The organism is Pseudoduganella albidiflava (assembly GCF_004322755.1).
Lineage (GTDB): Bacteria > Pseudomonadota > Gammaproteobacteria > Burkholderiales > Burkholderiaceae_D > Rugamonas > Rugamonas albidiflava.
The window spans coordinates 296,460-308,120 of record NZ_CP036401.1 but is presented as its reverse complement, the minus strand read 5'-3'; the positions used below and the strand labels follow the sequence as shown (position 1 = coordinate 308,120).

Annotated in this window: 13 protein-coding genes; 4 read left to right on the top strand and 9 right to left on the bottom strand. The window is 64.5% G+C overall.

Translation table 11 applies throughout. The features are described from left to right. Nucleotide 1 precedes the first annotated feature (1 nt). The 4 genes from EYF70_RS01310 to EYF70_RS01295 form a co-directional block, all read right to left on the bottom strand. The gene (locus EYF70_RS01310; RefSeq protein ID WP_131143787.1) at nucleotides 2-763 is read right to left on the bottom strand and encodes a DeoR/GlpR family DNA-binding transcription regulator; all 762 of its coding nucleotides are present in this window, start codon (nucleotides 761-763) and stop codon (nucleotides 2-4) included. A gap of 156 nt (nucleotides 764-919) precedes the next feature. Continuing rightward, complete coding sequence (locus EYF70_RS01305) at nucleotides 920-1,285, bottom strand: hypothetical protein (protein WP_131143786.1); 366 nt, start codon at nucleotides 1,283-1,285, stop codon at nucleotides 920-922. A 102-nt stretch (nucleotides 1,286-1,387) separates the two neighbouring features. After that, a complete protein-coding gene (locus EYF70_RS01300) occupies nucleotides 1,388-1,615 on the bottom strand; it encodes a hypothetical protein (RefSeq protein ID WP_131143785.1) in 228 nt (75 codons plus the stop codon). 10 nt (nucleotides 1,616-1,625) lie between these two features. Then, nucleotides 1,626-1,862, bottom strand: a complete 237-nt coding sequence (locus EYF70_RS01295; protein WP_131143784.1) for a hypothetical protein — start codon at nucleotides 1,860-1,862, stop codon at nucleotides 1,626-1,628. Nucleotides 1,863-2,040: 178 nt separating this feature from the next. Between EYF70_RS01295 and EYF70_RS01290 the strand changes: the two genes are divergently transcribed. From EYF70_RS01290 to EYF70_RS01275, 4 genes are all read left to right on the top strand, one after another. Continuing rightward, nucleotides 2,041-2,769 (top strand): FadR/GntR family transcriptional regulator, encoded by a 729-nt coding sequence (locus EYF70_RS01290; protein ID WP_131143783.1) that lies wholly within the window; start codon nucleotides 2,041-2,043, stop codon nucleotides 2,767-2,769. Between the two features lie 338 nt (nucleotides 2,770-3,107). After that, nucleotides 3,108-4,019, top strand: coding sequence for a 5-dehydro-4-deoxyglucarate dehydratase (gene kdgD, locus EYF70_RS01285; protein ID WP_131143782.1), 912 nt, complete (start codon nucleotides 3,108-3,110; stop codon nucleotides 4,017-4,019). Between the two features lie 11 nt (nucleotides 4,020-4,030). Continuing rightward, entirely contained in the window at nucleotides 4,031-5,611 is a 1,581-nt protein-coding gene (locus EYF70_RS01280) for an aldehyde dehydrogenase (NADP(+)) (protein WP_229420651.1), read from the top strand. After that, nucleotides 5,611-6,495, top strand: a complete 885-nt coding sequence (locus EYF70_RS01275) for an SMP-30/gluconolactonase/LRE family protein (protein WP_174800383.1) — start codon at nucleotides 5,611-5,613, stop codon at nucleotides 6,493-6,495. Before EYF70_RS01280 ends, EYF70_RS01275 begins: the two co-directional genes overlap by 1 nt. A 171-nt stretch (nucleotides 6,496-6,666) precedes the next feature. On the opposite strand, the gene EYF70_RS01270 is transcribed toward EYF70_RS01275, so the two are convergent. From EYF70_RS01270 to EYF70_RS01250, 5 genes are all read right to left on the bottom strand, one after another. Further along, nucleotides 6,667-6,942, bottom strand: coding sequence for a hypothetical protein (locus tag EYF70_RS01270; protein WP_131143781.1), 276 nt, complete (start codon nucleotides 6,940-6,942; stop codon nucleotides 6,667-6,669). A gap of 182 nt (nucleotides 6,943-7,124) precedes the next feature. After that, nucleotides 7,125-7,508, bottom strand: coding sequence for a 5-carboxymethyl-2-hydroxymuconate isomerase (locus tag EYF70_RS01265; protein WP_131143780.1), 384 nt, complete (start codon nucleotides 7,506-7,508; stop codon nucleotides 7,125-7,127). A gap of 211 nt (nucleotides 7,509-7,719) precedes the next feature. Further along, nucleotides 7,720-8,712, bottom strand: a complete 993-nt coding sequence (locus EYF70_RS01260; RefSeq protein WP_131143779.1) for a LacI family DNA-binding transcriptional regulator — start codon at nucleotides 8,710-8,712, stop codon at nucleotides 7,720-7,722. A 201-nt stretch (nucleotides 8,713-8,913) separates the two neighbouring features. Next, entirely contained in the window at nucleotides 8,914-10,104 is a 1,191-nt protein-coding gene (locus EYF70_RS01255; RefSeq protein ID WP_131143778.1) for an aldose epimerase family protein, read from the bottom strand. Nucleotides 10,105-10,114: 10 nt separating this feature from the next. Continuing rightward, complete coding sequence (locus EYF70_RS01250) at nucleotides 10,115-11,518, bottom strand: MFS transporter (protein WP_131143777.1); 1,404 nt, start codon at nucleotides 11,516-11,518, stop codon at nucleotides 10,115-10,117. Nucleotides 11,519-11,661: the final 143 nt, after the last annotated feature.

Below are 11,661 nucleotides of genomic sequence, written 5' to 3'. Positions count from 1 at the left end.
CTTACCTTTCAGCGAGGAGGAGATCGGGGCCGCCTTCGCGGCGCAGCGTGGCGAGCAGGTCGGCGGGAGCATCGGCTTCGAGGACAACATGGTCCAAGTCGGCCGCGGTGCCGATGGTGAATGGCGCCGACGCGGTCAGGCGGTCGTTCAGCACCGCCGCGGCACGGCGCGCGCTGCCGGCCAGCATGGCGCGTTTCAACACCGCCTCCTCGTCGTTGGTGGCGCCCAGCCGGCCGGGCGCCAGGCTGCACAGGCCCACGATGCACAGGTCGGCACGCAGCGCCTGGATGTCGGCCAGCGTGCGGGCACCGAGCACGGCGCCACAGTGGGCGGAATATGTCCCGCCCAGCAAGATCACGCGGGTGCGGCGGAACTCGCCCAGCGCCAGGGCGATCTGCGGGCTGTTGGTGACGATCGCCGCCGCGCAGCCATCGTCGAGCTGCCGGGCCAATGCCAGATTGGTCGAGCCGGCGTCGATCAGCACCGTGTCGAGCGGCTTCAGCAATGGCCGCAAGGCTTGCCCCAGCAATGCCTTGCGCTGCTGGTCGGTGCCCTCTCGCTGGGTAAAGCTGGCTTCGCCGCCGCGCCGCACCGCGCCGCCATGCACGCGCCGCAGCAGGCCGGCCAGGTCGAGATCGCGCAGGTCGCGCCGCACCGTGTCTTCCGAGATATCGAAACGGCGCGCCAGCTCGGCCGCCAGGACTTTCCCTTCCTCGTCGACAGCTTCCAGTATCAGGCGCCGCCGTTCTTCCGCTAATTGCATGTGTCCTCCGTGTTTTGCGCTATCTTAAATCAAAAACGCAAAAACACGTAAACAAACGCAGAAACATGCATCGTCAGCCTTACTGCATCGATGGTCTTACTGCATCGATGGTCTTACTGCATCGATGGTCTTACTGCATCGACGGTCTTGCATGCATCAACGGTCTTTATAGGGCGCCGCGCGCAAGGTATCCGGTCGGGGGTCGGGCGGACTGGTGTCGATCTCGCACAGCCACGATTGCGCGTATTCGACCGTTTCGCCGTGGCGGTTGCGGATGCGTTCGAACCCCGTCAGCGTGAAGCGGTTATCGCCGCACCACAGGATGCGGGGGTCGATGAGGGTTTCGCGGATCACCTGGGAATCGTGCTCCATCAGGCGGGCCAGCTTGACGGGACGGCGCAGGCCCTGGTCATCCGTGTCGAGGATGCGCAGGTCGCCGAAGCGCGGCGCGGCACGGTCGCCCAGCACGCGGCTCGGCAGCGACACGCCGCCCATGCGCAATTTCACCATCTTGATTCTCATACTTGCCCACCAGAAAAATACTGTGTTTTTATACAGTATATCAGGGGCGGACGCGGGCGCCGTTTTTTGGCCGTTCAGTCTGGAATGCTGCCGGTGGACGCCTTACGGGGGCAGCACCGTACCGCCGCCCAGCCGCTGTACTTCTTCCACGGCCTTCTGCGCGTTTTCCTTCGACAGGATCACGCGCTTGCCGTCGCGGTCGGCGTTCTTGCGGGGAATCAGGCTGCCGGTCGGTGTATAGGCGTCTTCGAAGACGGGTTCCTCGCCACCCTGCCCCGGCGCCGCACAGGCGGACAGCAACACGGAGGCCGCCAGCACCGCGATTCTCATGGTGCCTCCCTTAATCACGGCCGCTGCCCGCGGCATTGCCCATCGCCTGGGCATCGTGGACCATCCTGCCCGCATCGTCGCGCGACAGCACGAGGGTCTTGCCATCCCTGTCCACCTTCTTGCGCGGAATATTGCTGCCGGTAGGTACGTAGCTGGTTTCTTCGCTGAATGTATTGACCTGGTCGCCAGGCTGGGGCGCGGCGCATGCCGTCAGCAGGACGGCAGCGCTTAGGATGGCATATCGCATGGAATCCTCCGTGTATCGAATCGTCGAGCGTAGCACCGCATCCCACGGCTGTGCCGGCTTGAAATATGCAAAAGACAATTTCCCGACAATTCGAGACACGTTGCAAAGTCATCATACAACCGGCCGGGCGCCAGGCGCGTGCTGGTATAATCGGCACTTCTCGAGGACACCCATGCGCATGACCGATACCACCGCCACTCCCGCCGCGCCGAAGAAGCGCCACCGCAATCTCGCCCAGGGCGTGGTGGAAAGCATCGGCGCCAGCATCCGGGAAGGCATCCTCAAGCCGGGCGAAAAACTGCCGACGGAATCGGTGATCATGGAACTGCACGGTGTCAGCCGTACCGTGGTGCGCGAGGCGATCTCGCACCTGCAGGCAGCTGCCCTGGTGGAAACGCGCCATGGCATCGGCACTTTCGTGCTGGAGCCGCCGGCGCAGCCGCTGCTGATCTCGCCCGACACGATCCAGACCATCGAAGACGTGCTGGCCATCCTGGAACTGCGCATCAGCCTGGAAACCGAGGCGGCCTGGCTGGCGGCCGCGCGGCGCACCGATGCGCAAGTGCGCGACATGGCCGAGGCACTGCAGCGCATCCTGCAGGGCGGTTCGATCGAGGCGGACATGCAGTTCCACATGCTGATCGCGCAAGCTACCGGCAACCGCTATTTCGTCGACATCCTCACGCACCTGGGCACTACCATCATCCCGCGCGCGCGCCTCAACTCGGCGCAGCTGTCGCACGACGAACCGTCGGCCTACCTGCAGCGCGTGAACCGCGAGCACGAAGACATCTTCCATGCCATCGAGCGCAAGGATCCGGAAGGCGCCCGTGCCGCCATGCGCACCCACCTGTCCAACAGCCGCGAACGGCTGCGCAAGGCACAGGAAGAAAGCACCGCCGGCTGAGGTCGACTGGGCGCCGCCCCGGCGTGCGTCCCCCAGCAATGTTTCCAGAAAAATGGGGAAGGCCCTAGTGCCGCTTAGATAAGCCACCCCAAGTGCAAATTCCGGGGTCAGACCCGCCGGGTCTGACCCCAGCCCTTCGCTGTTGGGGTGTATGCGTGCACTTACATGTGTCCGGTACGCTAACTTAACGGCATCAGGGACTGATCCCATCTTTGAAGCACACCTTCGCACCAAAACGCTTGCCCTGCTTTCGATATGGTTGTACGATGTCATACAACGATGGCGAGCCATCAGAACCCCTTACCTGTTGTTCCACTCATCAAAGAAGCGAGACACTCATGCAACCGTTAGAACTCCAAAAAATCCTGAACCATGGCCTGCTGTCGTTCCCGGTCACGGACTTCGACCAGGAAGGCAACTTCCGCGCGGATACGTACGCGAAGCGCCTGGAGTGGCTGGCTCCGTACGGCGCATCGGCGCTGTTCGCCGCCGGCGGCACGGGTGAGTTCTTCTCGCTGACCCCGAACGAATACGGCGACGTGATCAAGACCGCCGTCGATACCTGCCGCGGCGTGGTGCCGATCCTGGCCGGTGCCGGTGGCCCGACCCGCCAGGCGATCGCCTACGCACAGGAAGCGGAAAAAATCGGCGCGCAAGGCATCCTGCTGCTGCCGCACTACCTGACCGAAGCCAGCCAGGACGGCCTGGTGCGCCACGTGGAAGAAGTCTGCAAATCCGTCGATTTCGGCGTGGTCGTGTACAACCGCGGCGCCTGCCGCCTGACCGCCGACTCGCTGGAAAAGCTGGCCGACCGCAACCCGAACCTGATCGGCTTCAAGGATGGCATCGGCGACATCGAACTGATGATGTCGATCTGGCGCCGCATGGGCGACCGCTTCAGCTACCTGGGCGGCCTGCCGACCGCGGAGATTTATGCGGCCGCGTACAAAGCGCTCGGAGTCCCTGTATACTCGTCGGCTGTCTTCAACTTCATGCCGAAGCTGGCGATGGACTTCTATCACGCGATCGCCAACGATGACCGCGCGACCCAGAACCGTCTGATCGACGAATTCTTCCTGCCTTACCTGGCCATCCGCAACCGCAAGGCCGGCTATGCAGTGTCGATCGTCAAGGCCGGCGCGAAGATTGCAGGCTACGACGCCGGTCCGGTGCGCGCACCGCTGACCGACCTGAACGAAGAAGAATTCGCGATGCTGGAAAAACTGATGCGAGCACAAGGCCCGCAGTAAAAGGAGAGCACATGCAGCAGATTAAAGGTGAAATGATCATTGGCCGCTCAGTCGTGAGCGGCAAGGAAGGCTCCGTCAAGGCCATCGATCCGTCGCGCAACGAACAGATCGAACCGGCTTTCGGCCTGGCTTCCCAAGCCGAGCTGGACCTGGCTTGCAAGCTGGCGTGGGAGGCGTTCGATCGCTACCGCGAAACGACGCCGGAACAGCGTGCCAAGTTCCTGGAAACGATCGCTGACCGCATCATGGACCTGGGCGCGACCCTGGTCGAACGTGCGATGCAGGAAACGGGTCTGCCGCAGGCCCGCCTGGAAGGCGAGCGTGGCCGCACCTGCAATCAGCTGCGCCTGTTCGCGAAAGTCGTGCGTGACGGCCGCTACCTGACCGCCACGCTGGACTCCGCCCTGCCGGACCGTGCTCCGGCACCGCGCCCGGACATCCGCCTGCGCAAGATCGGCCTGGGCCCGGTTGCCGTGTTCGGCGCCAGCAACTTCCCGCTGGCCTTCTCCGTGGCCGGTGGCGACACCGCGTCCGCGCTGGCAGCGGGTTGCCCGGTCATCGTCAAGGCGCACTCGGCTCACCTGGGTACCTCCGAGCTGGTGGCAAAAGCCGTGCAGCAAGCCGCCATCGACTGCGACATGCCGGAAGGCGTGTTCTCGATGCTGATCGGCTCGGGCCAGACCATCGGCCAGAACCTGGTCAGCAACCCGGCCATCAAGGCCGTGGGCTTCACCGGTTCGCGCGCCGGCGGCGTGGCACTGATGAAGACCGCCGCTGCCCGTGAAGAGCCGATCCCCGTGTATGCGGAGATGAGCTCGATCAACCCGGTGTTCATCTTGGAAGGCGCGCTGAACGCCAACGAAAAGCTGCCGCAGCAATTCGCCGATTCGCTGACCCTGGGCGCAGGCCAGTTCTGCACCAACCCGGGCCTGCTGATCGCGATCGACTCCCCGGCACTGGACAAGTTCCTGGAAGGCGTGAAAGTCGCGCTGGCCGCCAAGGGTGCCGCCACGATGCTGACTCCTGGCATCCACTCCGCCTACAACAAGGGCGTGGCGCAACTGGCCGGCATCGAAGGCGTGAAGCTGGTTGGCCAGGGCAAGACGAGCGAAGTGCCGTGCGGCGCCGTTGCTGCACTGTACGAAACCTCGGGCGAACATTTCCTGGCCAAGCCGGAACTGGAAGGCGAGATCTTTGGCCCGACGTCGCTGCTGATCCGCGTCAAAGACGAAGCCCAACTGGTAGCGGTAGCAGAACACGTCGAAGGTCAGCTGACCGCCGCCGTGCACGCCACCGGCAATGACATCGCCGTCGCGAAAAAGCTGCTGCCGACCCTGGAGCGCAAGGCTGGCCGTATCCTGTTCAACGGCTTCGGCACCGGCGTGGAAGTGTCGCACGCCATGGTGCACGGCGGCCCGTTCCCGTCCACGTCCGACAGCCGCTCCACCTCGGTGGGCGCGTCCGCGATCGATCGCTTCCTGCGCCCGGTCTCGTACCAGGACGTGCCGGCCGAGCTGCTGCCGGCCGCGCTGGACAGCGCCAATTCGCTGGGCATCCCGCGCGTCGTCGACGGCGAGCTGGTGCTGAAGTAATGGCGAACCCGTCGATCGAACGTATCGACGGCGTGCATTGCACGACGGGCGAAAGCCCGGCGTGGGATGCCGCTGCCCGGGCGTGGTACTGGGTCGACATTCCCGCGAAACGCGTCTGGCGGCTCGATGCCGCCGGCAAGGCGCGCTCGTGGGACCTGCCCGAGATGGCCGGCTGCGTGGCACCCCGTGTCCGTGGCGGCCTGATCGCCGGCATGGAAACCGGCATGTACGACGTCGACCTGTTCGACAACGGCACGGTGGCCACCACGCTGCTGGGCAAGCCGGACGATCTCGGCGCGGGCATGCGCTTCAACGATGGCCGCACCGACCGCCAAGGCCGCTTCTGGAGCGGCACCATGTTCATGGACATGGCTGCCGCGAAGGACATCGGGCAGCTGTACCGCTACGATGGCAACGGCCTGTCGCAACCGGTGGTGTCGGGCCTGCTGACGCAGAATGGCCTGTCGTGGTCGCCGGATGGCAAGACGATGTACCTGTCCGATTCGCATCCGAAGAGCCGCCTGATCTGGGCCTTCGATTACGACACCGCCACGGGGATCCCGTCGAACCGCCGCGTGTTCGCCAACTTGGCCGATCACGTGGGCCGTCCCGATGGCGCCGTGGTCGATGCCGATGGCTGTTACTGGATCTGCGCGAACGATGCCGGCGCCCTGCTCCGCTTCACGCCTGCCGGCAAGCTGGACCGCCGCATCGACGTGCCGTTCGCGAAACCGTCGATGTGCACGTTCGGTGGCGCCGACCTGCGGACGATGATCGTCACCTCGATCGTTTCCGGCAAGCCGGAAGATGCCGAATGGGGTGGCAGTGTCATCTTGCTGAATCCCGGCGTGCAGGGGTTGGCGGACGCTTCGTGCGCGTTCTGATGTAATTCGTTTTACCCGCTGTAAAGAAGGGCCCGTGTTCATGGACTGGACACGGGCCCTTTTGTTTTTTGGTTCCACTGGCACCGGAATGCCAGCATTGCCTGGTGCTTGCAGTTGTCGCCGTGATGCACTTCGGTGCCGCCCTGTCGCAATGGTGACCGACGGGCCGGACTATTCCTGCATATCCGATTTTCTCCGCTCGCGACGTCTCGCATAGCTGATCAATGCCACGCAAATAACGCCGTGTACGCCACTGCTAGCAGCAGCAACCAGCAGGCAACTCCAGATATCCTTTAGGGGTGGAACGAGAAGAATGTAGAGCGCAATCGACAAGAAGAACGACAGGAATGTGATGACAAAAATCTTGCGCCCACTCCACTTGTATCGCTCTGCGCACTCAGTCAGGACACCGCCGAGAAAACCTCCGAATTCCACCATGAGACTCATCTTTTCCCTCCAGTAAAGTTACTCCGCGTTAGCGGTTCGCTAGGCGGTCATCTTTACTGTCTGGCTGATCTCCGTATTGCGATAGGCCATCATGCTGGCACTGGCGCGGCGCCGCCGCGGTTCATCCGGCGTCCGTCAGGGCACGCAAACCTCTCCCGCATCCAGGCCCCGCCGCCAACGGCTCAGGCCGACGCCCACTTCCCTTCATATACGGGCCGGCCCTCGTCGAACTGCAGGGTCGCCCGGATCGAGCGCAAGGCGGTGATCGGCGCCAGCGTGCAGTCGAGCTGCGCCAGCAGCGCCTTGCCGACGGCATCCAGCAACGGCTGCGGTCGGCCGGGGGCAATGCGCATCAGCAGGTAGAGGAAGGCGCGGTCGGGGGCGCCGTCTGCCACGGCGGCGTACGGCGCGGGATAGGCCAGCACGCGGGTGCCAGTCAGCGGGAAGACGGAATTGCCGGTCTCGTCCTGGAATTGCGTCAGCGTGCGGCACAGCACGTTGCACAGCGCCTGCATGTCGACGTGGCCGTCGAGATTGCCGGTGTATTCGATTCTCAAGTGTGGCATGCGGTGGTTGTTCTGGTCAGGAAAATGCCATCGTAAACGGTTCTTCGTCCGCGCATTGCAAGTTCACCGGACGGTCCAAAGGCCAGCCATTCCGGCAGCCAGGAAATCTTTCAAAAGAATCGGAGCCTGTCACCGGTTTTCGGGAATCGTTGCAATAAAAATGGTGACTGTCACCGTTTTTCGGGAAATGTTGCTCGTGGCAGTGCGGTGCTTAATTTCTGCTGGTGGTGGAGCCGCGCAGGATCAGTTGCGGTTCGATCAGCGTGAACGGCTCGGTTGGCCGGCCGGCGATCGTGTCGAGCAGCTTTTCCATGGCCGCCACGCCCATCCGCTCGCTGTGCAGGTCCACCGTGGTCAGTGGTGGCGAGGTGTAGTTGCCGTAGACGATATTGTCGACACCGGCCACGGAGATATCGGCCGGGATGCGGAAGCCCAGCGTCTGCGCCGCCTTCATGAAGCCGAGTGCCATCAGGTCGTTGTAGCACACCAGCGCATCCGGGTGCTCGGCGCCCAGCATCATTTCCGGGCACAGCCGCTCGCCTTCGTGCGCGGAGGGCGTGGCGGCATCGTAGACCGCCAGTTCCAGCCCGTGCGCGGCCAGGCATTCCTTCACGCCGCCCATGCGCTCCTCGTCGCGGCGCGAGCGGGAAAAGCCCATGTAGGCGAAGCGCTTGTGCCCCAGCGTGACGAGGTGGCGCGTCATCATGTAGGCGCCGCGGTGGTCGTCGCTGGCCACCGTGGGCAGCGTGAGGCGCGGCAGGCGGCCGAAGAACACCAGCGGCTTGTCGAGGCCGGCCAGCCATTCCAGCTCGGCATCGGGCATGCGCGAAAAGATGATCAGGCCGTCGACGCGGCGCGACAGCGCTTCCAGCAATGGCCGCTCGCGGTCCGGGTTCTCCTCCGTATCCACCAGCAGCACCGTATAGCCGTGCGCCTGCGCCACCCGGTTGGCGCCCTTGACGATGCTGGTGAAGTGGGGGTTGCTGACGTCCAGCACGGACAGCCCGACGGTTTTCGTCTTCCCCGTGATCATCGATTGCGCCAGCGGGTTGGAGCGGTAGCCCAGCTGGCCGATCACGTCGGCGATACGGGCTTCCACCGGCGGCGAAAAGCGCTGCGTGCCGTTGATGAACTTGGAAATGGTGGCGGTTGAAACGCCGGCGGCGGCAGCCACGTCGCGAATGGTCGGGATGGGTTTTTTCATGATGGGGTCGCCAGGGGTGCCGGCGATCTTAACCCGGCGCCCGGCAGGAAAGCAATCGGCGGAAATGCGCTTGTAAAACGTTTAACTTCGTTCGCATGATAACGCGTTCCAGCGCACGGCAGTACTCCCGGTCGGCGGAAAGGCGGCATCGGCCACGATTTCCGGATGCATCATCCGGAAATCGTGGCCGATGCCGGCACATCATTGGCTGCTGGCCGGCATGCAGGCGCCGGGCGCGGCGCCCGCCGCGACTGCCGAGAAGCGGAACGTCGTCACCGACTTGAATTCCTGCCCCGGGTACAGCGCCGTGCTCGGGAACGACGGATGGTTCGGGCTGTCGGGCAGGTGCTGGGTCTCGAAGGCGAAACCGTCATGCTGGCGGTAGGGACGGCCGCTGCTGCCCCGCTCCGTGCCGTTGAAGCCATTGCCCGTATAGAACTGGGCGGAGGGCTCGGTGGTGAGGATTTCCAGGCGCCGCCCGCTGGCCGTCTCGTCGATCACGGCGACCCGCGCCAGCGTGCCGGCCGGATGGTCGAACACATAGCTGTGATCGAAGCCGCGCGGCGGTGCCAGCGTGCCGGCGGGCTGCGCCAGCAAGGGTGTGATGTCGGTGGGCCGCCGCAGGTCCAGCGGGGTGCCGGCCACCGGCGCCAGTTCGCCGCTCGGCAGCCGCTGGTCGTCCGTCACCGCGTAGCGCTGCGCGGCGATGCAGAAACGGTGCGTCTGCAAGCCGCCGCTGCCGGCGCCGGCCAGGTTGAAATAGCCGTGGTTGGTGAGGTTGAGGACGGTAGGCTTGTCGGTGCGCGCCGCGTACTCGATCGAGAATTCGTCGCTCGCCCGCTGCAGCCGGTAAGTGACGTCGATCGTCAGCGTGCCGGGGAAGCGCTGGTCGCCGTCCGGGCTGACCAGCGTGTAGACGGAACCGAGCGAGTCCTGGTCGGCGAAATCGCGCCGTTTCCAGACCCGCTTCTCGTAGCCGTCGGGGCCGCCGTGGATGGTCATGCCGCGGGCGTTCGGGATCAGTTCGACGGTCTTGCCATCGAGCGTATAGCGGGCATTGGCGATGCGGCCGGCATAGCGGCCGATGACGGCCGCATGCTTGGTTTTCGAGCGCTCGTAGGTGGCGAGGTCGGGCTGGTCGAGGATCACGTTGGCGCGGCGGCCGGTGCGGTCGGCCACCGTGGCGCCGGTGATCGTGGCACCGTAGTCGATGGTCGACAGCGTCATGCCGCGCCCGTTGGTCAGCGTGACCTGTTCGATGGCCTGGCCGGTGGCCAGCGTACCGAAGGGCCGCACCTGGACACCGGAGGGCGTGGCGGGTCGGCCTTCGCCTGCCGCGGCGCCGGCCCATGCCAGCGCCAGTGCGGCCATCGTGATGGATGGACGGATCATGGGTCCCTTGTTACAGGTCGGTGATTTCCTTGTGGTGCGGCACCAGCGCCTTCATCAGGAACCAGGCCAGCAGGTAAGCCACCGCGCACAGCGTGAACATGATCATGTAGCCGGTGGACAGGCTGCCCTGCGCGCCGTAGTAGTCGAACAGCCAGCCGCCCAGCTTGGACACGGCCACGCCGCCCAGGCCGCCGGCCATGCCGCCGATGCCCACCACGGAAGCCACGGTACGCTGCGGGAACATGTCGGACACGGTGGTGAACAGGTTGGCCGACCAGGCCTGGTGCGCCGAGGCGCCGATGCCGATCAGGATGACGGGAACCCAGAAGCTGATCGAGCCCAGCGGCTGCGCGGCCAGTACCACCAGCGGGAACAGCGCGATCACCAGCATCGCCTTCATGCGGCCGTCATACGGCGAATAGCCGCGGTTCATGAAGTAGGCGGGGAAATAACCGCCGCCGATACTGCCGAACATCGTCATGCTGTACAGCACGGCCAGCGGGACCACGATGTCGCCAGGACCCATCTGGTATTCGGCGGCCAGGTATTTCGGCAGCCAGAACAGGAAGAACCACCAGATGCCGTCGGTCAGGAACTTGCCGCCGGCGAACGCCCAGGTCTGGCGATACGTCAGCAGCTTGGTCCAGGGCACCTTCTTGGCACCGACTGGTGCCGCCGCGGTGGCGCCGGTACCGGAATCGCTGCGCACATAGGCCAGTTCGTCGGCCGACAGTTTCTTCTCCGGCGAGTCGAACATCAGGTGCCAGAAGATCATCCAGACGAATCCGATGGCGCCGATGGCGATGAACGCCGCCTGCCAGCCCCAGTAGATGGCGATCGGCGGCACCGTCAGCGGCGCCAGGATCGCACCCACGTTGGCGCCGGAGTTGAAGATGCCGGTCGCGAAGGCCCGTTCCTTTTTCGGGAAGAATTCAGCGGTGGCCTTGATCGCGGCCGGGAAGTTGCCGGCCTCGCCGACCGCCAGCACGGCGCGCGAGATGATGAAGCCGACGATGGAAGCCGGTGCGGCCACCATGCCCAGCGCACCCATCGCGGTGCCGACCGCATTGCCCATCGGTACCGAGTAGGCATGCAGGATGGCGCCGCCGGACCAGATGGCGATCGCCCACAGGTAGGCTTTCTTGGTGCCGAGCTTGTCCACGATCGGGCCGGCGAACACCATCGACAGCGCGTAGACGAACTGGAAAGCGGCGGTGATATTGGCGTAGTCCGAGTTGGACCAGTTGAATTCCTTCGAGAGCTGCGGCGCCAGCAGGGAGAGTACCTGGCGGTCAAGATAGTTGACGGTGGTGGCAAAGAACAGCAGCGCGCAGATCGTCCAACGGTATTTACCGGCGGGTGCGGCGGCGCGCTGGCCAGCGCCTTGCTGGCTTACGGGCTCGTTCAGCTTCATAGGGATCACTTGTGTAGGTTATCGTTTGATCTCTCTCGGTCTCCAGCGAGATCAGCAGCACCAGGCGCGGGGCCTTAGTTGTATGTCATCGTACAACCTAACAAGACGTTAAGCAAGCAAAAATCCCCGCATTTTCACTCATT

Bases quoted from the DNA above. Each gene is read 5' to 3' on its own strand.
- EYF70_RS01250 (WP_131143777.1), bottom strand. From the start codon at position 11,518: ATGAAGCTGAACGAGCCCGTAAGCCAGCAAGGCGCTGGCCAGCGCGCC.
- EYF70_RS01280 (WP_229420651.1), top strand. From the start codon at position 4,031: ATGCAGCAGATTAAAGGTGAAATGATCATTGGCCGCTCAGTCGTGAGC.
- EYF70_RS01300 (WP_131143785.1), bottom strand. From the start codon at position 1,615: ATGAGAATCGCGGTGCTGGCGGCCTCCGTGTTGCTGTCCGCCTGTGCG.
- EYF70_RS01275 (WP_174800383.1), top strand. From the start codon at position 5,611: ATGGCGAACCCGTCGATCGAACGTATCGACGGCGTGCATTGCACGACG.
- EYF70_RS01260 (WP_131143779.1), bottom strand. From the start codon at position 8,712: ATGAAAAAACCCATCCCGACCATTCGCGACGTGGCTGCCGCCGCCGGC.
- EYF70_RS01255 (WP_131143778.1), bottom strand. From the start codon at position 10,104: ATGATCCGTCCATCCATCACGATGGCCGCACTGGCGCTGGCATGGGCC.
- EYF70_RS01290 (WP_131143783.1), top strand. From the start codon at position 2,041: ATGACCGATACCACCGCCACTCCCGCCGCGCCGAAGAAGCGCCACCGC.
- EYF70_RS01265 (WP_131143780.1), bottom strand. From the start codon at position 7,508: ATGCCACACTTGAGAATCGAATACACCGGCAATCTCGACGGCCACGTC.
- EYF70_RS01305 (WP_131143786.1), bottom strand. From the start codon at position 1,285: ATGAGAATCAAGATGGTGAAATTGCGCATGGGCGGCGTGTCGCTGCCG.
- kdgD (WP_131143782.1), top strand. From the start codon at position 3,108: ATGCAACCGTTAGAACTCCAAAAAATCCTGAACCATGGCCTGCTGTCG.
- EYF70_RS01295 (WP_131143784.1), bottom strand. From the start codon at position 1,862: ATGCGATATGCCATCCTAAGCGCTGCCGTCCTGCTGACGGCATGCGCC.
- EYF70_RS01310 (WP_131143787.1), bottom strand. From the start codon at position 763: ATGCAATTAGCGGAAGAACGGCGGCGCCTGATACTGGAAGCTGTCGAC.
- EYF70_RS01270 (WP_131143781.1), bottom strand. From the start codon at position 6,942: ATGAGTCTCATGGTGGAATTCGGAGGTTTTCTCGGCGGTGTCCTGACT.